This is a genomic window from Nocardioides sp., from assembly GCF_044226765.1.
Lineage (GTDB): Bacteria > Actinomycetota > Actinomycetes > Propionibacteriales > Nocardioidaceae > Nocardioides.
The window spans coordinates 326,551-352,184 of the sequence record NZ_JBGAGJ010000004.1; the positions used below are offsets into that span (position 1 = coordinate 326,551).

Below are 25,634 nucleotides of genomic sequence, written 5' to 3' on the forward strand. Positions count from 1 at the left end.
CTCCTGTGGTTCGGATTCAGCGGATACGAGAACCGTTCCACACCGAATCCACCTCAAGTAGAGGCGTGAACCAACCTTGTACGCAGCGTGGCGATACCTTGCGGCCGCCTTGAGGAAGCGCCTCGCCGAGGGGTGCGACAAGCCCCCCACCGCCCACGACCCGGGCCGTCACAGGCTCAGCGAGACCAGCCACACCGCGATGGTGAGCGCCGCGACCAGGCGGAGGACCCCGTCGGCGTAGACCAGGAGCCGGCCTGGAGGTCCGAGTCGCCCGACCGCCGCGTCGCGGACCGAGCTGGTCCACCGCAGCGCCCGGTAGGCACTCGCCATCCGGAGCTGGTCCATGAGGCGCTTCCAGGCGGTGTCACGCGTCGGCGGCGGTGACATCACCGGATCGTTGAGCGCCACGAAGAGCATCGCCAGCACCCACGCCAGCGGCGTCACCGAGACCCGGACCAGGAGGCCCAGGGCGAGCGGCGCGAAGGGGGTGACGAACGCGTGCACGATGCCGTCGGGGGTGCTGAGGTCGGCGTCGACCTCGTCGAACGCCTTGGACCAGGTCGCCACGCAGATCCCCAGGCCGATGATGACCAGCGAGAGCGACCGGTAGCACCGCAGGAGCAGGACGCCGAGCGCGTCGGCGTCGGAGGCGAGCACCAGGTCGGCCGGGACGGGAGGCATGCTCCCGGTCCTGCGGCGCAGCCGGGCCCGGCCGACGGGGACCTGGGCGTCGTCCGGCGGCACGGCTCACGCTGCCGCAGTTGCCATCGCCGCACCACGCAGGGCCACGCCGGGATGCTATCGCTCGTGAATCGCGCGGACCGGCGTACCGCGGGGCCGGCTGCGATCCGTCAGCTCTCGACGACGTTCGCGGTGACCGCGGCGACGCGGATCCGCTCGATGTCCTGCAGAGCGGCCGCGCGGGTGAGGTAGCCACCCTTCTCGGCCAGCACCTCGCCGTCCCAGTTGAGCAGCTGCCACCGGTGGTCGCCGACCTGCCCGTCCACCTCGAACACCGCCACGATCTTCAGCATGCCGGTCGTCACCACCCACGAGTCGCTGGCCTGTCCGAGAGGGAAGGCGCCGGCCGCCAGGAAGGAGGAGAGTGCGGCCGGCACCGCGCGAACTGTAGGGACCCAGCGGGTGGTGACCGGCGGGTAAGAGATCCACCTCACAACGACGCTGGACGTCCGGTGGATCCGGCCGGCCGAGCGGCTCAGTGGTACGGACCGCATACACGGCGAACCATCTCCGGCCTCGTCCGGGGCAGGCGCGAAGGAAGCGGACGCAGGACTCCTTGGACCGCAGGTATGCCGTCGCATCCGCCCCGGCACCGGATGTGACCGCGGCTCCCGGCGTGCGTCGGGATGTGACGTGGATCGCTTACTCGCCGGTCACCGCCGAGCCGCGCCCTAGCGTTCGGGCACTGCCGGTGGGCTGTCGACCCCACACCTCCGCCCACCGGCAGAACCACACGTCCGGTCACCTGCCTCGGGACGCGCGGGTGACGGCTGATGTCCAGCACCCGACACGACGCAAGGGCTTGGTGAGGCATGGCACGTCACCGCGACCCCACCGTCAACCTGCTCGAACGGACCGCCCGGCGGCTGATCGCTGCGAGGACGCCTCAAGCCGACGCCGTCCGCGAGATCACCGCGATCACCGACGACCCGACCGTCCTCGGCCTCGCTGCCGGTCGGGCACTGGGGCGGTGGGAGGTCATCCCCCTGTTCCACTCACTCGGCCAGGACGTCGCCGCGCTGCTGATCCGGGCCGGTGCTGACCGTGAGGTCGTGGAGCGCACGGCCGAGACCACCGCGCACCGGCTCCGGACCTACCTGCGGCGGGACTGATTGGCGGCGGGCGGCCGGGCCTACGCGGGGACTCGGAGGCATCCAGGCCAGGGCCGTCGGTAGGCTCACGCAACGTGTTCGCAGCTCTTGGTCGTCTCACGTCCCGCCGCCCCTGGTTCGTCATCGCCGCATGGGTGGTGATCGCCGTCGGTGTCGTGGCTCTCGCGCCCGCCCTCGAGACCACCCAGGACCAGGAGGAGTTCCTCCCGGACCACTACGAGTCCATCCAGGCCTACACGATCCAGTCGGAGGCGTTCCCCGGCGCCACCTCCCCCGGCGCGATCATCGTCTTCCAGCGCGAGGACGGGGAGCCGCTGACCGAGGACGACCAGGCCACGGTCAACCAGATCGCCGAGGACCTCGGCCCCGAGCTCGGGGACAAGACCTTCGTCCAGCAGGTCGTCACCACCAGCCCCGACGGCCAGCCCAATGTCTCGAAGGACGGCCTCGTCCAGCTCGGCATCGTCGGTCTGGCCGAGGACGCCACGGGCTACGACCCGCAGGCCTTCGACGACGCGAAGGCGATGCGCGCGGACCTCGCCGACCTGACCGACGGCACCGACCTCACCACCCAGACCACCGGGACCGTGCCGCAGGGGCTGGACTCGCAGGAGTCGGGCGACCAGGCACTCACCATCGTCGGCATCGCCACCGTCGTGCTCATCGTCGGCCTGCTCGCGATCATCTTCCGCAGCGTGATCATCTGCCTGATGCCGATCGTCGTGGTGACGATCGTGTCGATGGTCGCCACCGGCCTGATCGGCTGGGCCAACCAGGTCTTCGACCTCAAGGCCGACTCCTCGATCGAGACCATCCTCGTCGTCGTCCTCTACGGCATCGGCACCGACTACATCCTGTTCTTCCTGTTCCGCTACCGGGAGCGCCTGCGGCAGGGCGAGGACACCAAGTCCTCGGTCGTCCACGCGCTGGAGCGTGCCGGCGAGGCGATCGCCTCCGCCGGGGGCGCGGTGATCGTGGCCTTCCTGGCGCTGCTGCTGAGCTCGCTCGGCATCTTCAAGGCCATCGGCCCCGCGCTCGCGATCGCGGTCTTCGTGACGCTGCTGGCCGCGCTGACGCTGGTCCCGGCTGTCGTGACCGTGCTCGGCCGCGCCCTGTTCTGGCCGTCGAAGAAGTGGCGCGACGAGCCCACGGGTGCGCGCTTCGCGCGGATCGGCGACTCGCTGGGCCGCCGACCAGGTGTGTTCGCGCTGGTGTCCGGTGGCATCCTCGCGGTGCTCGCCGTCTTCGCGTTCAGCTTCAACCCGTCGTTCGACTTCAACTCCAGCATCCCCGACGACGTCGAGTCGACGCAGGGCCTGAAGACCTTCCAGGCGCACTTCGCCGCCGGCGCCACCGAGCCGGTGCCGGTGATCCTGAAGTCCGACGACGGCCCGATCGACCAGGGCGAGCTCCAGGCGTTCGCCGACGCCCTGGCGAAGGCCGACGGCGTCGCCCAGGTCTACCCCGGCCAGCTCTCCGAGGACGGCACGGCCGCGCAGGTCAGCCTCGTGCTCGACAGCGACCCGGTCTCCGACCAGGCGCTCGCCGACGTCAAGGGTCCGATCCGAGATGCCGCGCACGAGGCCGCGCCCGAGGGCACCGAGGCCTTCGTGGGCGGCACGCCGGGCATCTTCGCCGACCTGCAGACCGCGATGGCCCGCGACTACAAGGTCGTGTTCCCCGTCGCCGCGCTCGTGATCATGCTGATCCTCGCGCTGCTGCTGCGCAGCCTGGTGGCACCGCTCTACCTCATGGCCGCGGTCGGCCTGAGCTTCGCGGCCACCCTCGGTGCGACCGTCATCGCCTTCCAGCACATCGGCGGCGACGACGGCCTGATCTTCATGCTGCCGATCTACATCTACCTCTTCGTGACCGCTCTCGGCACGGACTACAACATCTTGATGATCGCCCGACTGCGAGAAGAGGCACGCGAGGGCAAGGCGCCGAGGCCGGCCGCGGCCGAGGCGATCAAGCACGCCGGCCCGACCATCGCCGCGGCCGGCGTCATCCTGGCCGGCACCTTCGCCTCACTGATGCTGAGCGGCAACAGCCTGCTGATGTCGATGGGCTTCGCCCTCTCGTTCGGCATCTTCATCGCCGCGTTCGTGATGTCGATGTTCCTGACGCCCAGCATCACCGCGCTGCTCGGCCACAAGGCCTGGTGGCCCGGCCACGAGGACGAGAAGGCCCCCAAGGAGCTGTCGGCGGTACCCGTCACCACTCGAGAATGACGAGACCCGGCGCACCTGTCGGTTCACCGGGTTTCCGATATCCGGAGACATCACATGGAGCCGCCTGTCGGAATCGAACCGACGACCTATTCTTGTCGGTTGGAACAGGTCCTGTCCCGCGTACAGCAGCCCGCTGACCTGCACAAACACTGCGACCAAGGCCCGGTTGCGACCGGCTGGAACTGGGCAGGACCGGCCGTTTTCGTGGACTTTTCGCGGACTTTTCGCGGACCTCAGGCCGATCTGCGTGAGCTCGGCCTGCTGCTCCGCATCACTCGGTGTCGATCTCGGCGAGAGTGGCGGCGTACCCGGGGGCCATGCACCTGCCCGGCTCGATCAGTGCCTGACGCCTTGTTGTTCGGACCGTGGGTGACCCGCATCCATAGGGCGATCAAGCCCGGTTATGGCCGCGCCAACTCAACCGCCCCGGGATGTCCGGAAGCTTCATCAACTGGAAGAAGATGAAGTCGTGGCACGTCCCAGTAGGTACCCCCGGGACCTGCGTGAACGCGAGGCGCGGGCGATGGTCGAGTCGATCGCGCAGGGCGAGTACGCGTCGGAATTCGAGACGACCCGCACGAAGGCCGGCGAGCTCGGATCACCCAGCCAGGTGCTCTCCGCGGCCGCTGCCACCCCAGCCCAGCGGCCCGGCAAGCTGCCACACCGGTGTTAGTCAGCCCGCGCAGTTGAGCAAGTTCACCACGCGACAGAGCGGTGATAGGACGGGCCGACAGCATGCAACCATGACTCCTCGCCCTACGCTCGACGAGGCTCGCGCGGTCCTCGCAGCCCAGACCTTCAGCATCCTTCTCGGTGCCCGACTGATTCAGTTCGGCGACGGCCGAGCAGAGCTCGAGCTGGACCTTGATCGCGACCTGCGTCAGCAGTTCGGGTTCGCCCACGGTGGCGTGCTTGCTTACCTAGCAGACAACGCGATCACCTTCGCCGCGGGCAGCGTGTTGGGACCGAACGTCCTGACCTCTGGCATCAGCATCGAGTACATGAGACCAGCGCGTACCGGCCCTCTGCGAGCAATCGCGTTGGTGGAGACATCCACGGAGCGAACTGCGGTCTGTCGGGTCGAGATCAACAGCCACGACGGGATCTGCGCCGTCGCCCAAGGGCGGGTCACGGCACGGTGACCGGAACCTGGCTTGGGGAGCGCACCCGCCACCGTGGGCAGCCGTGTACCAAGGCTGCGACGGCGCGCCACCGGGCGCGGAGCATCGGTGCCTCGAGCCATGATTCGATGGTGATGTGGAGTATCGGGTCCTAGGTCATCTCATGGTTGGCAGCCCTGAGGAGGACCGCACGCCGAAGGGACAGCGAGGGCGCGATGTGCTCGCCCTCCTCCTCGCGCGTTGCGATCAGCCGGTCGACCCCCAGGTCATCCTCGACCTCGTGTGGGGCGACCAGGCCCTCCCCCTCGACGTCTCCGTCGTCCACACGACCGTTGCTCGGTTGCGACGCGCGATCGGGAGCGACCAGATCGAGACGACAGATAGGGGGTACCGCCTTCGTGCCGGCACCACCGACGAATCCGCGTTCTCAGACCACGTCGCGCGAGCCGAGCGGCTGCGTCAGGGGGACCCCGACCGGGCGATCCAGTTGTATCGAGAGGCGCTTGGCCTGTGGCGCGCAGATCGCGCGTACGCGGATGTGACGGACCACCTGGTTGCCGCTGAGGTCGCCAAGCTGGGTGAATGGCGGTCGGCGGCGAGCCAGGCCCTAGCCGAGCTGCTCATGGAGCGCGGGGAGGCGGAGGATCTCTACGAGGTGGTTCGTCTGACGCGTGACTTCGTGGAGCGCGAGCCGCTGCACGAGCGGGCACACGAGCTCTACATGCTCGGCTTGTGGCGTGCGGGGCGCCAGGCCGAAGCCTTGGCGACCTACGAGCGATTCCGACTGATGCTCCGGGACGAGCTCGGGATCGACCCTTCGGCATCGACCGCGCAGCTTCACAGCCAGATGCTCGCCCAAGACCCCACGCTGGAACCAGCGCGCCGCTCTCCTACCCGAAGGCTCAGACCCGCACCCCCTGCACCCACCACGCCACTGGTGGGCCGCGAGGTCGAGCTCGCAACGACGCTGAAGATGCTCTCCGAGCGTCGGCTAGTTGTTGTCACCGGCCTCGGCGGTGTCGGAAAGAGCCGACTGTTGCGCGAGGTGCACCAAGCGCTTCACGACGACCGGGAGGTCGCCTACCTCGACCTTGGTACGACTGGACCGCTGACGCGCCGTGATCTGGTCGAGGCCATCGGGCAGGCCTTGGAGGTCGGTCTGAACATCGACGATCCCCTCGGGTCCCTCGTCCAGGAGTTCGGCCCTCAGCCATCTCTGTTGATACTCGACGAGGCCGAGCGCAGCATGGAGCCGGTGGCGGAGGTGGCGGGTGAGCTGCTCGCCCGGTGCCCTTCCCTACGACTTCTCGTTGCGTCACGTCGACCACTCGGCATCGTCGGAGAGACGACTGTGCCACTCGAGCCGCTTCCCGTTCCCGCCGAAGACGCCGACCTCAGCGAGGTCGCGGCGTCGGATGCGGTCCGGCTGCTGAACGAGCGCATCACCGACCTCGCTCCCGCGGAGAACATCGGCTCGGAAGACCTGATGCTGCTTGGCCGACTCGCCCGCCGCGTGGATGGGCTGCCGCTCGCCCTCGAGCTGTTGGCAGGTTACGCGGGGACCCACGCGCTACCCGAGCTCGAGGACGTGCTGAAGGAACCGATCGAACTGACGTCGGTTGACGCGGGAAGGCCAGAGCGGCATCGGACGCTGCGCGACACGATCCTGTGGAGTGTCGATCGGCTTCCGCCTGGACACCGCCAGGTGCTGAGACGACTGGGTGTCTTCAGTGGTTCGTTCGACCTGGCCGCTGCTCGCGCGGTTGTCGGTCCGGACTGCGACGACGTGGAGAACACCACCCGTGCCCTGGTGCGAGAGGGCCTGGTCCAGGCTCGACGCGAGGGCCCTGGCTTGGTCCTGCGCCTCCCCACGGCAGTCCGCGAGCTCGCCGCCGCTGGACTCGACGAGAAAAATGAGCTGGCCGATGCTCAAGCACGGCATCGTCGTTGGCACGCAGCCGAGCGCTGGCGCGGTGAGCTTCGCAGTGAAGCGATGCTCCTGGATATGCGATACCGCTATCCCGACTACCTCGCCGCCCTCCGTAGCGGTCTGGAGGACCGGGACAGGGCAACCGTCGGGCCGATCGCGATGACTCTGTCGCGATACTGGGGCTTCATCGAGATGATTGCGGTGGGTGCGCGATGGCTCGAGGAGGTACTGACGTCCGGTTTGCTGTCGCCGTTGGACGAGGCTCGGCTTCGCACGATGCGGGCCCACCTCGTCGTTCATCACGACCCCGTCGGAACCCAGCGAGACCTGTCCGCAGCCCTGCCTGTGTTGGAAGCCGAGAATGACACCGCTTCGCTCGTGACGGCCCACATCATCTCCGCTCTCGAACGTTTCGAGAGCGGAGATCTCGAGGCAGCGACTGCGTCCGGCGAGCGTGCGGTGGCTGCGGCGTCTCAGGCCACTCAGGAGCGTCAAGCGGATGCGTACGGGATCCTCGCTCTGGTCCAGGCTTCCACCGATGCCGAAGCAGCCCGCGTGTCCGCGAAAGAGGCATGGTCTCGCGCCTCAGGGAGCGGCAATCCGGCTTCGCGCGCATCGGTTGCCACCAACGTGTCCCTGGCACTGATGGAGATTGGCGACGCCACCCAGGCGCTCACCCTGCTTCGACGGGCGGCCGGGGAGATGAACCCCGAGGCGGTACCGACGTTCCTGGTGTTCAACACCTCGTGGGCCGAGCTCCTGTGCGGGGACCCGGCCTCCGCTTGGCTCGGATTCACGGGCAGCTTGTGGGCGTACGGCGAGGCGCTCGGTGATCGCTTCGCGGCCGAAGCGTTCGCTGGGGCGGCGTGTGCGCTGAGCGACCTCGACCGGCCCGAGGCAGCCGAGCTGCTTGCTGGAGCTACGGAACTGCTGCTCAGGAACGAGCAGGTGCTGCAGCCGTGGCAGACGTCGCGGCTCGAGCGGGCCCGGGCCCGGACAGCACCCTGGGCTGCGATCGCCTGGCCGGACGGCTCGGTCGAGCTTGGACGTCACCTCGCCACGCTGACGCGTCAGGCAGACCTGGCCATGGGAACCAACCGCTGAAGGCACTCCAGGAGAACAGCGCCAGGACGGGGCCCGTGTGTCCCCTCTCGGATCGATTGATCCCCGAGGACCGCGACACCCGCTGTCAGGGGGTGGAGACCGAGTCCAGCAGCAGGGAGGCCAGGACCTCACCGCTCCCCACATGCCTTGCGGTGATCTCGGTGACGAGACCTCCGTCGTCCTGTAGCCAGACAACGCCGCCAGCAGCAGGATCGGTACTGACCCATCCTCGGACGTGCGTTCCGTCGTAGCCGTCGAGGGCCTCGTAGCGAACAGCCTGGCTCGGCACGCTCGTGACGACGGTGACCTCAACTGGGAACGGCGCCTCGGGCGTCGCTCCCGGTGTGCCGAGGGTGGCAGGGGTCGAGCTCTGTGGCTGACCCTGGAGCCTTGCGGGATCCGACAGTGCGCCGTCGAGGGCCTGTTGATCGTTGGCGATGATGCGGCCGGCCGAGATCTCGCTCTCGGTCGACAGCTCCTGATGGGGCCCGAGGGTGTCGGCGACGATTGGGATGGAGGCAAGAGCAAGAGCGGCAGAGGCCGCCGCGACCGCAAGCACCGGCACCAGGGGCCGTCGGCCACGCGTGGCTACTCGCGGAAGCGGGCGGGCGTAGTGGAGGGAGGCAGTGCTCTCCTCCACAGCCGCCCGCAGGATGCGGGTCAGCTCTTGGTCGTCGATGTCCATGGTGGTCCGTCTCGGTGTGGGGGTTGTGCGGGAGTGTTGCTGGGAACTTGACCCATGAGCGGTCCGAGCTCGCTCCGAAGTCGCTGAAGCGCGCGAGACGCCTGGGTCTTGACCGTTCCCGTGGAGCAGCCGAGGGCGTCCGCTGTGTCTTCGACGCTGAGGTCCTCGAGGTAGCGGAGAGCAACGACCGCTCTCTGTCGCGGCGGAAGACTGCGGAGGGCCCGGATGACCAGGTCGCGCTCCAGGAGCTGCTCGATCGCGCCGTCCGGAGCGCCCGCATGCGCCAGAGACTCATCGCCGTCGAGCCGGGTCTCGGCCGGTCTCCGACCTCGATGACGCCAGCGATCCTTGGATGCGTTGACCAGGACCGTGCGGGCATAACCGTGCGGACTTGTCCTCGCCTTGTGCCAGTGCCGGGCCGTCTGCAGGAGCGTGACCTGCACGAGGTCCTCGGCGTCATGCAGGTTGCCGGCGAGAACGTAGGCGATGCGGAGCAGGCGGTCCGCGAACCCTCGCGCGAAGTCATCGAAGTCATCTTGGTCGTCGACCGGGATCAGCCGGTCGACCGGCAGGTCCTGGTCGCCGACTGATCGGGTGTTGGGCCTTGCTGCTGGCACGTGGGCACTTCCGGGGTCGATGGGTAGGGACCAGCGAGCAAGTGCGTCCGGGCCGGCACGTCGACGACGTGCCGGCACGGACGGCGCTCAGGCCAGCGCGCAGGCGTCAGCCCCGATCGAATTGCCCGGTCCCGAAACCATGAAGCCGTCGGCGTCGACCTCGGTGTCGGGTCCCCACATCGCCAAGTTGTAGGCGACTCGCTCCGACACGCTGAGCTGGTTGATGATGGCTTCGTTGGGGTCAGTTCCACCCTCGAGCTCTACGACGGCCATGTGCTCCTCGCCGATGACGGGGGTGACGGTCACGGTCTTGACGTTTGGGACGTACTCGAACCCGTGAGCCGCCATGCAGTCGGCGATCGCCTGCTCGGTGGCCCGGGTGTCGGAGGTCGTCGCGGCACCATGGTCGAGGACGGGACTGATCACATCGGGCTTCATGGCGTTGGCTGGTGAGGTGGTCGACAGGGCGGCAACGGCCGCAGTCGTGACAAGGAGGCTGGCGCCAATGCGTCGAATCGTGTTTGTGGTCATGCCCTCCATAACGCCCTCGCAGGTCGGGCGGGTTGACATCACGGCGAATCCGGCAGAAGCGCACCGAATGCACCCACGACGTACCTGGCGACCGCGATCAGTTGTGCGCGTTCGGCATCGTTCCTCGGAGCACCGCTCGCCGTGATGAACTCCTCGAAGCGGCGGCGGACCTCGAGCGACACCCCCATCGGGGTGTCCGCTCCTGCCCGGCATCTGCCATGGCGTCGAGCAAGCTGGCGGGTGACGTTGTCATGACAACGGAGACCCCGCCCCCGAGAACGTTGACGGGAGTTCGATTGAGGCAGATTCGGTCTCGCTCGACGGCCGAAACCGCGCCAGCTCGGACAAGTGCTCGGAGGGAACAAGAGGACACCTTCCCACGGGACCAGCGGACCTCTGGGAGCATCCGGGAGCCGGCTGGCACGAACCTGTCGCCCGAGCGGGATTCAGCGGACGCTTCTCCGTCGGTCGGTCATACGCACGATCAGGAGTCTTGTCGCACCCGGAGCAGGTCAGGTGCCGACTGAGCCTTGGTCTGCCGCAACGCGTCCGAGAGCATCCCGGACGACCACCATCTCGGCTCTGTCGAGGTGGTGTCCGAAGAGCTCCCTGATGAGTCGGCGGTAGACCGGGGCGGCAGCCTCGAAGGCACGCCGTCCCTGCGGCAGAAGAACGGCAAAGGACGACCGACGATCTGCTTCGTTCACGTCCCGCCGAACGAGGTCGGCGGCTTGGAGCTCATCCACGACGCGGCTGACCCGCGTCCGACTCAGGACCACGCGCTCGGCGAGCTGTCCCATGGTGAGGCGCTGGTCGTCTGCACTCGCGAGCTCCAGCAGTACGTCGTACCACCTCAGCGGCAGCCCGCCGTCTTCGTGGAGACGGCGATCCATCTCCGGCACCAGCACGGCGTGCGCACGCAACACCGAGCCCCAGGCCTCCGCCGCGAGCTTGGTAGTCGACATCTCCCCCAGCCTATGGCGGACAACCGCATGAGTGTGAGGTGACTCACCGGAGCGGGCTCATGAAAATGCGTGCGTACGCACGTTTTTCGGATAATATGTGCGTGCGCACAGATTACTGCGCCGTGCGCATCGCACCGTCGCTGGTCGGCGCACGCGACCATCCACATCACCGGCTCCTGGTCAGGGCCGCGATCACCACACCTCAGGAGAACTGACAGTCATGACAGCACTCATCTCTCGCGACGAGCTCGCGTCGGCGATCGAAGCCGGCGAGGTCGTCGTTCTCGACGCGCTCCCGGCCGCCTACTACGAGCAGCAGCACCTGCCCGGTGCACTCAACCTGGTCGACACGGATGTGGCGACACAGGCGCCCACCCTTCTCCCGGACAAGACGGCGTCCATCGTCACCTACTGTTCCAATGCCTCCTGCAACAACAGCCAGGCTGTTGCTGGCCTGCTGGAGAGGGCGGGCTACACCAACGTCCGGAAGTACCGCGACGGGATCGAGGACTGGGTCGGAGCCGGACTCCCGACCGAGACTGGGCCGGGGCGCTGACGTCGGGCCGACCACCGCAGTGTTTCCATGCCTCGCCCGGGGTTCCTCAGCGGCTGCGTCGCTGGGGAGCCCCGGTGTCGCAGTTCAGGTCGGCTGAACGGGGAGAGAGTTCGAGGGGGACGCTCATGGCCAGGGCGCTCGAGCCCAGGGCACTCAGCAACAAGGTGGCACTGACCGCGAATGCACGGGGTTCGCGTGTCGACGGTCGCGGACGGGCCAACCGCCATCCTGTTGCGCCCGCAAGCCGGCAAGGCCGCTCAAACGACGGATCGGCCAAGGACTCATCTGCGATCCGAGTCGCGAGCGCGTCCCATCGACTCGCAGGCAGCGGCCCGACTGACAGGGTCACGACAGGTGCGGCCGACAGCCTGGCGCCAGCCAGCTCTCGATCGACCCATCGAGGTCCGCTGGCAGACGACTGTCCGAGAACATTGTGAGGAGCAACCTATGTCTCTTGCCCGTGCCGCATCCGGCCGCCTTGCGCTGCTGACCTTCGCGGCCGTCGTTGCAGGCCTGGCGGCTGTTGTGCCTGCCACTTCTGCGCAGGCGACTCCGCCGGTCAACAAGTACTGCCAGACCCAGCAAGACGCCTACGACTTCTGGACCTACGAGGCTCGATACACGACCAGCCCTTCGTACTGGGACTATGCGACCGACCGAGCGAATCGCGCACTGGTGAACCTGAACCGCTACTGCAACCTGTGAGCGCCGTGCCGACAAGGTCTCGGGGGGCGATCGACCCGGCGGCTCCGCGCGCTCGGACTGTCTGTGGTCCGCGGTGCCGTCCTGCACAGGAAACTCACCGGAGTGAAGCTCAACTCTGAGCAGTCCTGCGCGGTCGGACGAGCCGGTGGGCGGGGCGTCATGAGCGGCCCGCCCACCCCGACTCTTGCATGGGTCAGTGGATCGACCTCTTCGAAGGCAGGAGCCGACGAATCACGCCCAGAGCGCACACCATCAGGTGGACCACCGGCATGGCGTTCTCTTGCTCGCCATCACGCAACCCGACTGTTCCCGCTCGCTGCCGCTCACCACGCGGCATCCGATGGTGACGAGCTACCTGTCGGTCAGACGCCTGACCGATTCGCCAACCAGGGCCGGATCGGATCACGACGGCCTGCGCAACTCGCGAGCAGGCGCTGGGAAGAAGTCTGAGGCGATCTGTCGGCCCACGCGGGTGAGCAGCTCCGGGGCATGGCGCATGCTGAGCTCCGGATCTGGTTCGAGAGCGGAGAGAAGATATAGCCTCTCGATGCCCAGGCGTCGACGATCAGCGGAAGCCAGGCGGGAGACCCCTGCTACTGCTACGACCGGCACGCCTTTCCGACCCGCAGCCCGCGCCACTCCGGCCGGAGCTTTACCTCTCAACGTCTGATCGTCAAGAGATCCCTCCCCCGTAACCACCAGGTCTGCACTGTCGAGCCGGCCGTCGAACTCGACGATGTCGAGGATGGTCTCGATCCCGGGAGCCAGGTGGCCCCGGAGTAGAGCCAGACAAGCGAAACCGACTCCCCCTGCTGCCCCTGCTCCCTCACGGAATCGATGCTCTGATCCGATGGCCGCGTGCACCACGTCCGCCCAATGAGCCATTGCCGCTTCGAGGACTGCCACGCTGCGGGAGTCGGCACCCTTCTGTGGGCCGTATGTCTGCGCGGCGCCACGCGGACCGAGCAGAGGACTGTCCACGTCGCAGGCGACTCGGATCTTCGCCAGCCCGAGCCGCCCGTCTAAGCCCGACAGGTCGAGCTTGGCGATGCCTGCAAGCTCCGCGCCGCCTGGTCCCACTCGACCGCCAGCTTCATTGAGCAGTTTCCCTCCCAGTGCCTCAACCATGCCGGCGCCACCGTCGGAACATGCACTCCCGCCGAGCCCCACGATGATGTCGTCACATCCGTTGTCGAGGGCAGCGCGGATGAGGTCTCCAGTCCCATGGCTACTGGCGCGAAGTGGGTCTCGTTTGCCGTGGACGAGATTGAGACCACTAGCCGATGCCAGCTCGATCAAGGCGGTTCGCCCTCGCACGGCGAAGATGGCGTCGACGAACCCGCCAAGCGGAGCTCGCACACGGGCACGCACTGGGTCGAATCCCGCGCTGAGCGCGGCCTCGACCGTACCTTCGCCGCCGTCAGCTACGGGGAGGCAGAGCGTCGTGATTCCCGGGCTCGCCGCCTCCATTCCCCGAGCCAGATGACGCGCGGCCGCGTCTGCGGTGACCGATCCCCTGAACTTGTCGGGCGCGATGACGACAGTGGGCATGATCAGCTAGTCGGAGAGTGCGAGGACTTCATCGTTGTGTCCGGTGCGGTCATCGACGTCCTCGAACTCGATGATGTTGTCGATTGCCAAGCCCATGGAGACGTTCGTGATCCGCTCCAGGATGACCTCGACGACGACCGGGACCCTCAATTGGCTCGCCAGCTCCTGTGCCTCCAGGAGCGCCGGACGGATGCCTTCTGGCTTGAAGACCCTGATCGCCTTACAGCCGAGGCCCTCAGCAACCTTCACGTGATCGACCCCATAGCCGTTGACCTCTGGGGCGTTGATGTTCTCGAACGACAGCTGCACGCAGTAGTCCATGTCGAAGGCACGCTGCGCCTGCCGGATCAGCCCTAGATATGCGTTGTTGACCAGGACATGGACGTAAGGAATCCCGAACTGCGCTCCGACGGCCAACTCCTCGATCATGAACTGGAAGTCATAGTCCCCCGAAAGTCCGACGACGAGCGCGTCCGGGACAGCGGTGGCCACACCGAGGGCCGCTGGCACAGTCCAGCCGAGCGGACCAGCCTGGCCGGCGTTGATCCAGTGGCGGGGCAGGTGAACCTGCAGCATCTGGGCCGCCTGAATCTGACTCAGGCCAATGGTGGACACGTAGCGCACATCCGATCCGAAGGCCCTGTTCATCTCGTGATATACACGCTGTGGTTTGACGGGGACATCGTCGAAGTCGGTGCGCCGATGCATCGTTGCCTTGCGCTGCGCGCAGTCGGATGCCCAGCCGCGGTAGTCGCGAAGCGCGCCGCGCGCTTGACGGTCCTGTGCCGCGGCGAGCAGCAGTTCGAGTGCGGCGTGGGCGTCGGAAACGACGCTGTAGTCGGGCGGGAAGACGCGTCCGACCTGAGTTGGCTCGATGTCGATGTGGACGAACTTCCGGCCGCGCCTGTAGACGTCGAGGTCCCCCGTATGGCGATTCGCCCAGCGATTGCCGATGCCGAGCACGAAGTCCGCTTCAAGCATCGTGGCGTTTCCATAGCGATGGGAGGTCTGCAGTCCAACCATCCCTGCGTTCAGCGGGTGGCGGTCGTCCATCGATCCCCAGCCCATCAGCGTCGGCACGACAGGCACGTGGAGCAACTCAGCTAGGTCAACGAGCAACTCTGCTGCGTCGGCATTGATGACCCCTCCTCCAGAAACGATCAGGGGACGGTCTGCCGCGAGCAGCATGTCGAGCACCTTCTCGACCTGAGCGAAGGACGCTACTGGCTTGTAGACCGGCAACGGCTGGTAGGTCTCGATGTCGAACTCGATCTCTGTCCCCTGGACATCGATTGGGAGGTCGATGAGCACGGGACCCGGGCGACCGGAGCGCATGAGGTGGAACGCCTGCTGGAAGACGCCGGGGACCTGTGCCGGTTCGAGAACGGTCTTCGCCATCTTCGTCAGCGGTGCGGCGATCGAGGCAATGTCGACAGCCTGGAAGTCCTCCTTGTGCAGCTTGGATACGGGTGCTTGCCCAGTGATGCAGAGGATGGGAATCGAGTCCGCGGCCGCGGAGTACAGACCCGTGATCATGTCTGTCCCTGCTGGGCCGCTGGTGCCGATGCAGACGCCGATATTGCCCGCCACTGCTCGTGTGAAGCCTTCTGCCATATGGGCAGCTCCCTCGACATGGCGGGCAAGGACATGCTTGATCGATCCGCCGCCGTTTTCGGCCGCCTCGGCCCGGATCGCCGCATAGAAGGGATTGATAGCTGCACCGGGGAGCCCGAACAGTTGAGTGGCTCCCTCCCTCTTGAGGATTTCGACTGCAGCGCGAGCAGCGGTCATGCGTGCCATGGATGGAGTCCCAACTAGTTCGAAGGTATTGAGCTCTTGGAAAGGGTGGCTAGTCGACCGCGAGGCCGGAGAGACGCTCGACTCCACGTAGGAGGGCGGAGTGGTCCAGGGAGCCGTCGCCATTTGCGCGGGACGAGGCCATCAATTGACCGAGGAGAGTGCCCACTGGAAGGACCACACCGGCCTCGCGCGCCGCAGCGCCGACGATCCCAAGGTCCTTGTGGTGAAGGTCGATCCTGAACCCGGGTTCGAACTTGTGGGCGAGCATGTTCGAACGCTTCTGGTTCAGGACCGCCGAGCCGGCCAGGCCACCCTCGAGCACGGTGAGAGCCGCGTCTAGATCGACGTCGAAGGCTTGGAGGAAGACGACCGCCTCGGCCAGCGCTTGGATGTTTGCTGCGACGATCAGCTGGTTCGCGGCCTTGACAGTCTGACCAGCGCCATGACCACCCACGTGGACGATGGTCTTGCCGACTGCGCTGAAGACCTCGCCCGCTGACTCGACGTCGGTCTCGTCACCTCCGACCATGATTGACAGCGTGGCTTTGATGGCGCCCACCTCGCCCCCAGATACTGGAGCATCGAGGTAACGCAGGCCGTGTCTCTTCGCCGTGGCCGCCAGCGCTGCCGTGACATCGGGTCGGATGCTCGAAAAGTCGATGATGAGGGAACCTGGCGCGGCGTTGCCGAGAACGCCATCATCGCCGCTGATGACCGCTTCGACATCAGGGGAGTCCGGGACCATGATGGCGACGACATCAGCACCGGCCACGCATGCCGCTATGGAGCCTGCTTCTCTGCCGCCAGCCTCGACTAGTGGTCCAGTCCTGCCCGGGACGAGGTTGTAACCCACGACGTGGTGACCTGCACGTGCCAGGTTCACAGCCATGGGGCTGCCCATGATGCCGAGGCCGATGAATGCGATTGATGCCATGCGCGTGCTCCGTTCCAAGTCAGTTTTCCCTGCTGCGCAGGGCCGTCATTCAGCTGAGGCCGTCGCTTGTGGCGCCGGTGGGCTTGTACTCGAGCGCGATGGCCCCTCGGTAGCCGTGCCTCTCCAGGCAGCGGACGTATCCGTCGAGGTCGAGCAGGCCACTGCCCGGTTCACCTCGCCCAGGTGCGTCGGCGATCTGCACGTGTTCGATCATCCCGATGTGGTGCTCGATGGCACGGCCAACATCGTCGCCGTTGGCCGCAAGGTGGTAGATGTCGAGCAGCATCCCAACATTCGTGACTCCAGCGGATCGAGCAGCGAGGACCACGGAAGCCGCATCCGCTGCCGTACGAAGGGGGTATGGCTTGGGACCCGAGACCGGCTCGATCAGGATGACACCACCGAGGTGCCGGACGGCGTCGGCCGCTAGGGCGAGATTCTCGGCCGCCAACTCGTCTTGGAGTTCGCTGCTGATCCCGTCGTCGCGGTTGCCGTAGAGAGCGTTGAAGAGACGTGTTCCCAAGCGCTCGGCGATGTCGACGACCACTGGCACATTGCGGCTGAAGCCCTCCGAGAACTCTGGGACGGAGAGTGCACCGCAGTCGGGACCTGCCAAGTCGCCTGCGAAGAAGTTCAGGCCGGCCAGTTGCACGCCGGCCCCCGTGACAGCGCTGACCAGCCGGTCGACCTCCCCATCATCCGGCACCGGTGTGGACCAAGGCCACCACAGCTCGATCTGGTTGAAGCCGGCGGCCCTGGCAGCTGACGGCCGATCGTAGAGGTCGAACTCGGTGAACAGGAGCGAGCAATTGGCAACGAGCTCGAGCATGATGACGAACTCCTCAATCTTGGCCGACGGAATCGTTGGTTATTGGAAGGTGTGCGTGCGTTAACCAGGGCGGACGGTCGGCGCAATCACCTGCTGGCCGTGGCGATCGAGCCAACCGGGAAGCAACCCACACGACCGCCATCCACCAGCAGCTGTGTACCGGTGATGTAGCTCGCTTGGTCCGACAGCAGGAAGACGACTGCGTTCGCAACCTCCTGAGGAGTCCCGATCCGGCCCCAGACGATCGATCCCTCGTTCTCCCGGAGCTCACGGGCGGGGTCGGCGGCTTGAGCGAACTCGGCCCGGAGAAGCGGAGTGTCGATCGCGCCGGGACAGACCGCGTTCACTCGGATCTGGTACTGCGCGAGCTCTGCTGCAGCGGCGCGGGTCATGGACAAGATGCCGCCCTTGGTGGCGGAGTACGCTGCGTAACCTGCCTGTCCGATGAAGGCGAGCTCGGATCCAGTGTTGACGATGGATCCGTAGCGCCGAGGCTGCATCCGGCGGGCGGCCTCGCGGATGACGTAGAAGTTCCCGGAGAGATTGACATCGAGTTGTCGACGCCACTCCTCGTCGCTCGTGTCGGCAAGTGCCGAGACCGTGGACATCCCAGCGTTGTTGAAGACTCCGTCGACCGGTCCGATCGAACGCTCGGCTACGTCGAACGCCTCCTGCACGTGGACCGCGTCTGCGACGTCCAGTGCGCAGGCGACAACACGGGGGCCCGCGGATCGCGCGAAGTCCTCCACGGTCGCATCAAGCTCGGGTCCGGGCAGCGCCATCAATGCAACCGAGGCTCCCCTGGCCAGGAGGGACGCGGCAACTGCTCGCCCCATTCCTGAGCTGGCGCCTGTCACGACCACCTTGCGGTTCTGCATGTCCATGTCCTGCGGCTCCCTATTCATGGGGATAGACGTTGGGGTCGACGTGGATGGGATCGTTGTTCCTGCGTTCGATCGCTGGGTCGGTCCGAGCTCGGTCCGCGAGCTCACTGGCCGATAGAACTGCGACGTCACCCCAATCTCTTGCCAGCCTGATGAGATCGCGAATGGCTCGCACTCGGGAGGCCCGACCGCTGAGGAAGGGATGGGCGTTCAGGACGAGCGCAGCGCCCCACTCACGCATGGCGTCGAGTTCCTCCGCCCAGACCTTCAGTGCCTGGCTCGGGGCCACAACGTTCTTGCCCACATCTGGGTCCCAGAGGTAGGCGTACTGCGGGAAGTCGTCCCAGCTCCAGTGCGGTGGTACTTCGACGATCGTGCCTCCGCCGGTCTCAAGGACGTACGGCCGGTCGTTGTCCATCATGTTGGACTCGTAGTCCATTCCGAATTCGACCGCGATTGCCGCCGTCTCCCATGTCGCCGCCCAGAGGGCGCTGCGATGTCCGCGCGGTCGGATACCCAGCCTGTCGAGCGCTTCCATCCCGCGTTCGAAGTCGAGCCGTTCCTCGCCTTCGGAAAGCTCGAGGGGGGCTCGGTGACTATGACTGTGGTGGCCGACCTCGTGCCCCTCATCGATGATGCGTCGAATGAGATCCGGGTAGCGCTCGGCGGTGAGGCCGGGGACGAAAAAGGTGGCTCGCACGTCCTCAGCCCGTAGTACACGAAGAATTCTGGGGACACCCACTTTGGGTCCAAACGCCTGGTGACTCATGAGTCCCGGTTGCTGGGCGTACCTCCGTCCCTCGGCAAGCATGCAGCTCTCGGCATCGATGTCGAAGGTCAGCACCAGAGCAGCCGCCGAACCGCCAAGCCACTCGGGGCGATCTACCGTAGGCAAGGGCTCCATCAGAGATCTTCCATGCTGAACTCGTTGAGGAGGGAGTCGAGGCCAGCGTCGAGCGATACCTGGGGGCGATAGTCGAGATCTCTAGCCGCTGCAGAGATGTCGAAGGGCCCCTGCCGATCCCAGTCAGGAATGTGCCCCGGCCCGATGTGGATTGCCGCACCGGGAACCCGCTGGAGGATTCGCTCGCGAACCTCCTTCAGCGTCACCTGCAGACCCCCGGAGATGTTGTAGACGGCTTGGGTCAGCGAGCGAGACTTCGAGGCCGAGATCGCGGCACGGGCGACGTCGTCCACATAGACGAAGTGGAACCTGTGGTCTAAGCCGTGCTCCAGCACAAACGTCTGGCCGCGTACAGCTGCCTTGACCATGTCCTGCAGTACTTCGGGCATCTTCAAGCCGGGGCCGAAGACCTCCGTGACACGGAGTGAGACAACATCCATCGCGTAGAGCTGGTTGTAGACACGCCCAAGATGCTCGGTTGCGACCTTAGAAACGCCGTAAGGGGTGTTCGGCATCGGGGTGGCATTCTCACGCACGGGGACGTCCTCAGCTTGGTGCCCGTAAGCGCATTCAGAGGAGAAGTTGACGAGCCGGCGCACCCCTGCCAGCCGCATCGCTTCAAGCAACTTAAGGGTGCCATCGACGTTCGCCGCGAAGGTCGTGACCGGGAGCTCAATGGAGATCTCCGGATGTGACATCGCCGCAGTGTGGATGACCGCGTCGACTGCAAACTCCTTGAAGGTGCGCACCATCGCCGGGAGATCGAACAGCTCCCCCTGAACAGCCGTTACGCCGGGGCGTTCATCCAGCGAGAAGTCGCGGTTGTAGCTGACTACTTGGTGACCGTCATCCACCAGCAGGTCGACGATCCTTCGGCCCACAAAGCCGAGGCCGCCGGTGACGAGGATGCTCACTTGGCCTCCTCCGTCGCGTGGAGCCTCTCAAGGTCGATCTCGACCTTGAGATCCTTCTGGCTGAATCGCGTCAGGAGGAGGTATGAACCGGCACCGACGACGAGCCCCACGATCCAGCTCAGGTCGGCGCCCCCCCATGCGTTCGAAAGAACGCCGACATATGCCGGCGAGTCCACGGTGAGAAGACAGGCCACGACGCCGGCAAGCATCGCCGTCCAGTTGGTCAGATTGATGCCGCGCCAGTACCAGTACTTGGTCCCTCGCCCGTTGCGCACGTCGACGTGAACGGCTCGATAGTCGTACCTCCAGCGACGACGCAGGCCGTCTGCGATCCATACCCCTGCGAACGGTCCCAGCCAGACGATCAAGAGAGACACGAAGCTGTTCAGGGCCGTTGTGAAGTCCTGTACGAACAGGATGTACAAGACGATCCCCGTGCTCACAATGGCGTCAAGCGCGGTCGCCACGTAGCGATGCAGAGGGACTCCCATCGACTGCAGCGCCAGTCCCGATGAGTAGTAGGTGACGACGTTGTTCGCGATGGAACCGCCGGCGGCGGCAATCGTGTACAGGAGGAATGCCCAGGTCGGCACGTGGGCCTTGACGCCCGCCACCGGATCGGACATGTCGCCGATCCCGGCGAGAAGAGCACCCATAATGCAGAGAAGTAGTGCCGTGAGGCCACCCGAAAGGGTGACGGTCCAAACGACGCTGCTGGATCGCGTCTGACTCGGCAGGTAGCGCACCCAGTCCGGGCAGTTATAGAGGTATGAGATCGGCCCGGAAGCGATGATGGCGCAGGCAATCGTGAAGGTTGCAAGAGCGGCCGATCCGTGTAGCGCACCGTCGACGTGCCAGGACAGGTCGCCGGCAGAGAAGGCGAAGACGAGCACCAGTGCGACGGACAGCAGGACAGCGAAGATCCGCTGGAACCACAGCATCGTCGCGTGGCCGAGCACGGCTACCCCGCCCGAGACGATGAACTGGAGGAACACTGCGAGCAGCTTCCCCGGCGTACCAGGATCCTGCCAGCCGAGAAGTTCCATCAGTGCCAGCAGTGCGTAGACCCCGAAGATCGTGTTGATGGCTTCGAACGCCACGGAAGCTACCCAGGCCAGCAGGGCGTTCGGCCGGTTGCCAAGCAGTCCGAACGTCGCTCTGGTGAAGGTCATCGCTGGCAGCCCGGCTCGGACTCCAGCCACGCTGGCGTATCCAACCAGGACGAACAGGAGGTTCCCGAGGATGCAGGCGAGCACTGCCTGCCAGATCTGCAGGCCGAGAGCGACAGCGATAGCGCCGACCGAGACGAAGAAGAGGTTGGCGTTCGTGCCGACCCAGAAGAATGCGGTCTCGCGCAACGTCATCTTGCGCTCAGCCTCTGGGATGTGTTCGAAACCATGGGTCTCGACCCCGAAGAGCGGGTTTGCGTCGGTGGCAGCTGCTTCAGACATGGTGCGGACTCCTCTTGGTGGTGGCCGAGACGAGGGTGGCGACGGGATCGATCACCAGACCGAGAACGTGTCGGGATCTGCGGCGACGCGCTCAAGCCGATAGAGCTCCTTGGTGCCGCTGGCACTGACCTCGTCGGCGAGTCGCGCGGCGGTGACGAATCGAACGTCACTCAGAGACTGGGCCGTCTCGATCAGCCTGCGAAGTGCTACGGCGCGCCCAGCGCGGCCCGTCAGAAAAGCGTGGCTGGTCAGCATGAACAGGCCACCAACCGTCCGCATCGCCGAGAGCTCATCGAGCCATCCATCGACGACAAACTCCGGACGGTTGATGTGGTACCCGAGGTGAGGTTCTGGCAGGTAGGCGTACTGCTCCCAGTCGTCGAGAGACCAGTGCGGTGGGAGCTCGACGATCGGGTCGCTCCCTGTTTCGAGGCGGTACGGGGAGTCACGGTTCATGAGGCTGCTGTCGTAGGTCATGCCGTACTCAGCGACCAGGTCAGGGGTGTCGTAGGTCGCTGCCCACATGGGCGCGCGATAGCCACGCGGAGCGATGTCCAGCCGACCGAGCGCCGCCAGACCCCGTTCGAACTCCTCGCGATCCTGCTCCAGACTGAGCCCGATGGGCGGCCGATGAGAGTAGCTGTGGTGGGCGACCTCGTGCCCGGCTTCGACAACCGAAGCGACCATCGCCGGGTGGGACTCTGCGACCGCTCCTGGGACGAAGAACGTCGCTGCGACGTCGACATCCGCGAGCAGCTGCAGGAGTCGGGGAACCGCGACCTCTGACTCGAATGACTGGTGCGACATGGTCATCGCGTGATCCGCGTAGCGTCGCCCGGACGACAGGATCGGGGTCGGGCCATCAAGCGCAAACGACAGGACGGCGACGGCAGAGATCTTCTCCCCCAGCCAGTCTGCGGGCGTGTCGGCCGGCGACGCCAGTCGAAGCGGGCGTAGTGCGGGGCTGTTCGACGGCGGTCGAACGTCGGCTCCCATGCGTGGTCCTTTCGCAGTACGGCTGCGCAAAGAATCTCGGTGATGTGCGATGCTTGTCATTGGACACGACGTCCCATTTCTTCTCGCCGGCTATACGCCAGGCACAAGGAGGTTGGCCGTGGTCACCGTGCACGAGGTCGTCGAGAAGGTCGGGTCTGTGGCGCTGCTCATCGATGCTGTCGACGTCGGCGACATTTCGGTCAGTGGCGCGCTCGTCAATGAGCACAGCGATCCCAGCCCATGGCTCGAGGGTGGCGAGATCCTCATGACGGACGGGATGGGTATCGATGACAGCAGGGCCGAGCAGCGGCGTTTCGTACGGCGTCTGATCGACGCTCGAGTGTCCGCACTTGCGCTGGGCGTTGGCCCGGGTTTGCGGTACCAGGAGGTGCCGGAGCCGTTGCGCCAGGCTTGTCGGTCGGCGGGTCTCCCTCTCATCCGGGTTCCGGAGACCACGCCGTTCATCCGGATCACCGATGCCGTCTACTCCATGATCCTGAGCACGCGAGCTACTGATGCGGAGCGCACGGCGGAGGCACAGTCGCGCCTGGTGCAGGCAGCAGCTCGGCCCGGCAGCAGTCCGGACGTCATCGCAGCCCTGACTCGTCTGACAGGTCTCTGGGCTCAGCTACGTGACTCTGCAACGTCGGACGTGATCGCAGGAAAGCTCCCCGAATGGATCTCAACCGACCAAGTTCAGCTCACGGTTGACCAGATCCGGCCGCGCGAACTGCGCGGAACCGCCGTCATCCCCTCCGACCACGGACACGCGCGAGTCCAGGCTGTCGGGGCCGAGAGACTTCGTGGCTACCTCCTCTACGGGACCGACGACGGCAAAATCGGTCAGGATTCGGCCGCGCTCGCCACCTTCGCATCCTCGCTTCTCGCGATCGACCTTGAACGTCGAGCCGCGGTCGAGCAAGCTCAGCGGAAGCCGCGCTCTGACGCAGCGAAGCGCCTTCTCGGGTCACCTCTCAGCGCCGCGGCGGCGCGACGGATCCTCTCGAGCTTCGGCGTCGAGGCGACCCGTCTCTACGTCGCCACAGTCTCGAGGCCGCCTGATTCCCATCAGCTGCTTGCAACAGCGAACCGCTTCCTGGGGGAAGCCCTGGGCACGGAGGACGGTGACGACGTCGTCCTGATCATTCCTGAGACGGCTCCCGACCATCGACACAGACTCGAGGAACTGACCAGGTCCTCAGCGGTGGGGCTGAGCGGGGCCTTTCCTCCTCACGAGCTGCGAATGGCCCACCGACAGGCAACCCAAGCAGTGGCGGTTGCGCTGCGGGGAGGCGGGGGGCTGGTGGATGCGATGGCGATCGGCAATTCGTCTCTGCTGTTGCAGCTCGGTGGCGCCCCGGCGCTGCGCGCATACGCCGAGGCCGTTCTGAACCCAATCCTCATTCCGACGAGTGGACCCGACCGCCACCTGCTGAGCACCCTCATCGCGTGGTTTGACAGCGGCTGCAACCTCGAGGCTGCAGCCTCGTCCCTGGGCGTGCACCGTCACACCGTGCGGAACCGACTCCAGCGGGTCGAAGTCGTCATGGACCGACGCCTTGACGTGATGCGAGATCGATTCGAGGTATGGCTCGCACTCGAATCTCTCCTTGTCGCCACCTCCCTTGAGGCCTAGTTGCTCCCACCGTGGAATCGCTTCGTAAGTCACACGTCTTCGGGCCCGGCGCTTGTCGTCGACTGCGCCCAAGAAACACATCGGCCGGTCGCCAGGTCACCGAGAATCCGTCTCGTACGATCTTGACGTTCACGTGCGCTGACACGGAGAGACGGTCCGGGTGCCCCGGCAGTCGGCGTGACGGCTTCGCCAGCCTGCGGTGTTGTCCAGCCCCGGCCCGCTCCCGAGTCGGAAACTTAGACCCAGGCAAGGTCGGCCGACAACGGGATCGGGCTATGGGGACCGAGCTGTTTCGTTGCTGTAGTCCGTAACAAAGGACCGAACAAGCGGAGCGGGTCGGGAGGACGTTCCGCGGGGCGAACTGAGGACCTCGTCCAGGCGCTGCGAGCGGATCTCGACCTCCACTGCCCTCGCTGCACACGTGCGAATTGTGCGGTCGATCGCCCGCAGCGCATCTGAAACGTGGGTCAGAGGCCAGCGTCGACGACCAAAGCCGGGTCAGTCACCTGATCTCCCCAAGGGTCGAGCCCCACAAAAGTTCACTCGCAAGGTGTAGATGGATCGGCCCGCAGTGATGAACAGATGATTCCGTTTCTGGCCACCGAAGGTGAGGTTCGCAGCAGGCTCAGGCAGAAGGAGCTTGCCGATGAGTTGACCATCGGTGGCGAAACAGTGGAGACCGTCCCACGCCGCCGCCCAGAGTCGGCCCGCGTCATCGAATCGGATCCCATCGAACTTGCCGAAGTTGCAGGTTGCGAAGATCGCACCGTCCGACAGCGTCCCGTCGGCCTCAACCACAAAGCGGCGGACGTGACTGGGCTCTTGGCGGGTGTCGACGATGTAGAGGTGAGTCTCGTCGGGCGAGAACGCCAGGCCGTTCGGTCGGACGAAGTCATCGGCGACGACGCGGAGGGAGCCGGTCCGAGGATCCAGCCTGAAGACGAAGCACCCCCCGATTTCGTTCTCTCCTGCGGTGCCCTCGTAGTCGCTGTCGATGCCGTAGCTCGGATCTGTGAACCAGATAGTCCCGTCGGAACGCACGACCACGTCGTTCGGGCTGTTGAGCCGTCTTCCGCGGTACCGGTCGGCGAGGATGGTGATTCGACCATCATGTTCGGTCCGCGTCACCCGACGATTGCCCTGTTCGCACGTGATGACGCGCCCAGACATGTCGATGGTGTTCCCGTTTGCGTACCCCGAGTCGTGGCGGAAGACGCCGACCGAGTTGGTCACCTCGTCCCACCTCATCAGGCGCGAGCTCGGGATGTCACTCCAGATCAGGAATCGCCCTGCGGGGAGATAGACCGGCCCCTCGGACTTCCTCGATCCCTGGTGAAGCACCTCGACAACTGAGTCTCCGTCGCACGTGAAGCGACTGTCCAACGACAAGAACCTCGTCTCGATCGTGGGCGTTTCCACTGGTCACCTCGCTTCTCG

26 protein-coding genes are annotated in these 25,634 nt (G+C 65.9%); 9 read left to right on the top strand and 17 right to left on the bottom strand.

The genetic code is table 11. From position 1 onward, the window contains the following. Positions 1-168: 168 nt before the first annotated feature. Entirely contained in the window at positions 169-681 is a 513-nt protein-coding gene (locus tag ACILRH_RS11630) for a hypothetical protein (RefSeq protein WP_395693430.1), read from the bottom strand. A gap of 170 nt (positions 682-851) precedes the next feature. After that, positions 852-1,118 (bottom strand): YegP family protein, encoded by a 267-nt coding sequence (locus tag ACILRH_RS11635; RefSeq protein ID WP_395693432.1) that lies wholly within the window; start codon positions 1,116-1,118, stop codon positions 852-854. A gap of 435 nt (positions 1,119-1,553) precedes the next feature. Here ACILRH_RS11635 and ACILRH_RS11640 point away from each other — a divergent pair, with 435 nt between their 5' ends. The 5 genes from ACILRH_RS11640 (at position 1,554) to ACILRH_RS11660 (ending at position 8,239) form a co-directional block, all read left to right on the top strand. Then, complete coding sequence (locus tag ACILRH_RS11640) at positions 1,554-1,853, top strand: hypothetical protein (RefSeq protein WP_395693434.1); 300 nt, start codon at positions 1,554-1,556, stop codon at positions 1,851-1,853. A 74-nt stretch (positions 1,854-1,927) separates the two neighbouring features. Continuing rightward, the gene (locus tag ACILRH_RS11645) at positions 1,928-4,084 is read left to right on the top strand and encodes an MMPL family transporter (RefSeq protein WP_395693436.1); all 2,157 of its coding nucleotides are present in this window, start codon (positions 1,928-1,930) and stop codon (positions 4,082-4,084) included. A gap of 469 nt (positions 4,085-4,553) precedes the next feature. Then, entirely contained in the window at positions 4,554-4,757 is a 204-nt protein-coding gene (locus tag ACILRH_RS11650) for a hypothetical protein (protein WP_395693438.1), read from the top strand. Positions 4,758-4,827: 70 nt separating this feature from the next. After that, complete coding sequence (locus ACILRH_RS11655; protein WP_395693440.1) at positions 4,828-5,226, top strand: PaaI family thioesterase; 399 nt, start codon at positions 4,828-4,830, stop codon at positions 5,224-5,226. Positions 5,227-5,422: 196 nt separating this feature from the next. Then, a complete protein-coding gene (locus ACILRH_RS11660; RefSeq protein ID WP_395693441.1) occupies positions 5,423-8,239 on the top strand; it encodes a BTAD domain-containing putative transcriptional regulator in 2,817 nt (938 codons plus the stop codon). Between the two features lie 85 nt (positions 8,240-8,324). Here the strand turns inward: ACILRH_RS11660 and ACILRH_RS11665 are convergent, their stop codons facing one another. Then, positions 8,325-8,924, bottom strand: a complete 600-nt coding sequence (locus tag ACILRH_RS11665; protein ID WP_395693443.1) for a hypothetical protein — start codon at positions 8,922-8,924, stop codon at positions 8,325-8,327. After that, on the bottom strand, positions 8,900-9,421 hold the full coding sequence (locus ACILRH_RS11670; RefSeq protein WP_395693588.1) for an RNA polymerase sigma factor: 522 nt from the start codon (positions 9,419-9,421) through the stop codon (positions 8,900-8,902). The genes ACILRH_RS11665 and ACILRH_RS11670 overlap by 25 nt, the downstream gene beginning before the upstream one ends. On the opposite strand from ACILRH_RS11670, the gene ACILRH_RS11675 reads away from it, so the two are divergent. Next, positions 9,335-9,514: a hypothetical protein gene (locus ACILRH_RS11675; RefSeq protein WP_395693592.1), complete on the top strand. Its 180-nt coding sequence runs from the start codon at positions 9,335-9,337 to the stop codon at positions 9,512-9,514. The genes ACILRH_RS11670 and ACILRH_RS11675 overlap by 87 nt on opposite strands. A gap of 114 nt (positions 9,515-9,628) precedes the next feature. Here the strand turns inward: ACILRH_RS11675 and ACILRH_RS11680 are convergent, their stop codons facing one another. From ACILRH_RS11680 to ACILRH_RS11690, 3 genes are all read right to left on the bottom strand, one after another. Then, a complete protein-coding gene (locus ACILRH_RS11680) occupies positions 9,629-10,081 on the bottom strand; it encodes a hypothetical protein (protein WP_395693444.1) in 453 nt (150 codons plus the stop codon). A gap of 29 nt (positions 10,082-10,110) precedes the next feature. Continuing rightward, positions 10,111-10,254, bottom strand: coding sequence for a hypothetical protein (locus ACILRH_RS11685; RefSeq protein WP_395693446.1), 144 nt, complete (start codon positions 10,252-10,254; stop codon positions 10,111-10,113). 330 nt (positions 10,255-10,584) lie between these two features. Next, positions 10,585-11,037 carry a MarR family winged helix-turn-helix transcriptional regulator gene (locus ACILRH_RS11690; RefSeq protein ID WP_395693448.1) on the bottom strand — a complete coding sequence of 151 codons (453 nt, stop codon included), beginning with the start codon at positions 11,035-11,037 and terminating at the stop codon, positions 10,585-10,587. A gap of 220 nt (positions 11,038-11,257) precedes the next feature. Here ACILRH_RS11690 and ACILRH_RS11695 point away from each other — a divergent pair, with 220 nt between their 5' ends. Further along, entirely contained in the window at positions 11,258-11,593 is a 336-nt protein-coding gene (locus tag ACILRH_RS11695; RefSeq protein ID WP_395693450.1) for a rhodanese-like domain-containing protein, read from the top strand. Between the two features lie 447 nt (positions 11,594-12,040). After that, positions 12,041-12,298 carry a hypothetical protein gene (locus ACILRH_RS11700; protein ID WP_395693452.1) on the top strand — a complete coding sequence of 86 codons (258 nt, stop codon included), beginning with the start codon at positions 12,041-12,043 and terminating at the stop codon, positions 12,296-12,298. Between the two features lie 402 nt (positions 12,299-12,700). On the opposite strand, the gene ACILRH_RS11705 is transcribed toward ACILRH_RS11700, so the two are convergent. From ACILRH_RS11705 to ACILRH_RS11745, 9 genes are all read right to left on the bottom strand, one after another. Next, positions 12,701-13,849 (bottom strand): glycerate kinase, encoded by a 1,149-nt coding sequence (locus ACILRH_RS11705; RefSeq protein ID WP_395693454.1) that lies wholly within the window; start codon positions 13,847-13,849, stop codon positions 12,701-12,703. 6 nt (positions 13,850-13,855) lie between these two features. Then, positions 13,856-15,649 carry a glyoxylate carboligase gene (gcl, locus tag ACILRH_RS11710; RefSeq protein WP_395693456.1) on the bottom strand — a complete coding sequence of 598 codons (1,794 nt, stop codon included), beginning with the start codon at positions 15,647-15,649 and terminating at the stop codon, positions 13,856-13,858. Between the two features lie 49 nt (positions 15,650-15,698). Further along, complete coding sequence (locus ACILRH_RS11715; RefSeq protein ID WP_395693457.1) at positions 15,699-16,583, bottom strand: 2-hydroxy-3-oxopropionate reductase; 885 nt, start codon at positions 16,581-16,583, stop codon at positions 15,699-15,701. 49 nt (positions 16,584-16,632) lie between these two features. Beyond that, entirely contained in the window at positions 16,633-17,412 is a 780-nt protein-coding gene (locus tag ACILRH_RS11720; protein ID WP_395693458.1) for a hydroxypyruvate isomerase family protein, read from the bottom strand. Between the two features lie 86 nt (positions 17,413-17,498). Next, on the bottom strand, positions 17,499-18,296 hold the full coding sequence (locus tag ACILRH_RS11725; protein WP_395693459.1) for an SDR family NAD(P)-dependent oxidoreductase: 798 nt from the start codon (positions 18,294-18,296) through the stop codon (positions 17,499-17,501). A gap of 13 nt (positions 18,297-18,309) precedes the next feature. After that, the gene (locus ACILRH_RS11730) at positions 18,310-19,140 is read right to left on the bottom strand and encodes a polysaccharide deacetylase (RefSeq protein WP_395693460.1); all 831 of its coding nucleotides are present in this window, start codon (positions 19,138-19,140) and stop codon (positions 18,310-18,312) included. Positions 19,141-19,199: 59 nt separating this feature from the next. Then, a complete protein-coding gene (locus ACILRH_RS11735) occupies positions 19,200-20,114 on the bottom strand; it encodes an NAD-dependent epimerase/dehydratase family protein (RefSeq protein ID WP_395693462.1) in 915 nt (304 codons plus the stop codon). Then, a complete protein-coding gene (locus tag ACILRH_RS11740) occupies positions 20,111-21,565 on the bottom strand; it encodes a purine-cytosine permease family protein (protein ID WP_395693463.1) in 1,455 nt (484 codons plus the stop codon). Before ACILRH_RS11740 ends, ACILRH_RS11735 begins: the two co-directional genes overlap by 4 nt. 51 nt (positions 21,566-21,616) lie before the next feature. Continuing rightward, positions 21,617-22,561 (bottom strand): polysaccharide deacetylase family protein, encoded by a 945-nt coding sequence (locus ACILRH_RS11745; RefSeq protein WP_395693465.1) that lies wholly within the window; start codon positions 22,559-22,561, stop codon positions 21,617-21,619. Positions 22,562-22,679: 118 nt separating this feature from the next. Between ACILRH_RS11745 and ACILRH_RS11750 the strand changes: the two genes are divergently transcribed. After that, complete coding sequence (locus ACILRH_RS11750; RefSeq protein ID WP_395693467.1) at positions 22,680-24,197, top strand: PucR family transcriptional regulator; 1,518 nt, start codon at positions 22,680-22,682, stop codon at positions 24,195-24,197. Between the two features lie 498 nt (positions 24,198-24,695). On the opposite strand, the gene ACILRH_RS11755 is transcribed toward ACILRH_RS11750, so the two are convergent. Continuing rightward, complete coding sequence (locus ACILRH_RS11755) at positions 24,696-25,616, bottom strand: SMP-30/gluconolactonase/LRE family protein (protein ID WP_395693469.1); 921 nt, start codon at positions 25,614-25,616, stop codon at positions 24,696-24,698. Positions 25,617-25,634 lie beyond the last annotated feature (18 nt).

Coding starts and splice junctions, on each gene's coding strand:
- ACILRH_RS11705 (WP_395693454.1), bottom strand. CDS start 13,849: ATGCCCACTGTCGTCATCGCGCCCGACAAGTTCAGGGGATCGGTCACC.
- ACILRH_RS11715 (WP_395693457.1), bottom strand. CDS start 16,583: ATGGCATCAATCGCATTCATCGGCCTCGGCATCATGGGCAGCCCCATG.
- ACILRH_RS11665 (WP_395693443.1), bottom strand. CDS start 8,924: ATGGACATCGACGACCAAGAGCTGACCCGCATCCTGCGGGCGGCTGTG.
- ACILRH_RS11680 (WP_395693444.1), bottom strand. CDS start 10,081: ATGGAGGGCATGACCACAAACACGATTCGACGCATTGGCGCCAGCCTC.
- gcl (WP_395693456.1), bottom strand. CDS start 15,649: ATGGCACGCATGACCGCTGCTCGCGCTGCAGTCGAAATCCTCAAGAGG.
- ACILRH_RS11720 (WP_395693458.1), bottom strand. CDS start 17,412: ATGCTCGAGCTCGTTGCCAATTGCTCGCTCCTGTTCACCGAGTTCGAC.
- ACILRH_RS11690 (WP_395693448.1), bottom strand. CDS start 11,037: ATGTCGACTACCAAGCTCGCGGCGGAGGCCTGGGGCTCGGTGTTGCGT.
- ACILRH_RS11745 (WP_395693465.1), bottom strand. CDS start 22,561: ATGGGAGCCGACGTTCGACCGCCGTCGAACAGCCCCGCACTACGCCCG.
- ACILRH_RS11630 (WP_395693430.1), bottom strand. CDS start 681: ATGCCTCCCGTCCCGGCCGACCTGGTGCTCGCCTCCGACGCCGACGCG.
- ACILRH_RS11725 (WP_395693459.1), bottom strand. CDS start 18,296: ATGGACATGCAGAACCGCAAGGTGGTCGTGACAGGCGCCAGCTCAGGA.
- ACILRH_RS11640 (WP_395693434.1), top strand. CDS start 1,554: ATGGCACGTCACCGCGACCCCACCGTCAACCTGCTCGAACGGACCGCC.
- ACILRH_RS11695 (WP_395693450.1), top strand. CDS start 11,258: ATGACAGCACTCATCTCTCGCGACGAGCTCGCGTCGGCGATCGAAGCC.
- ACILRH_RS11655 (WP_395693440.1), top strand. CDS start 4,828: ATGACTCCTCGCCCTACGCTCGACGAGGCTCGCGCGGTCCTCGCAGCC.
- ACILRH_RS11740 (WP_395693463.1), bottom strand. CDS start 21,565: ATGTCTGAAGCAGCTGCCACCGACGCAAACCCGCTCTTCGGGGTCGAG.
- ACILRH_RS11700 (WP_395693452.1), top strand. CDS start 12,041: ATGTCTCTTGCCCGTGCCGCATCCGGCCGCCTTGCGCTGCTGACCTTC.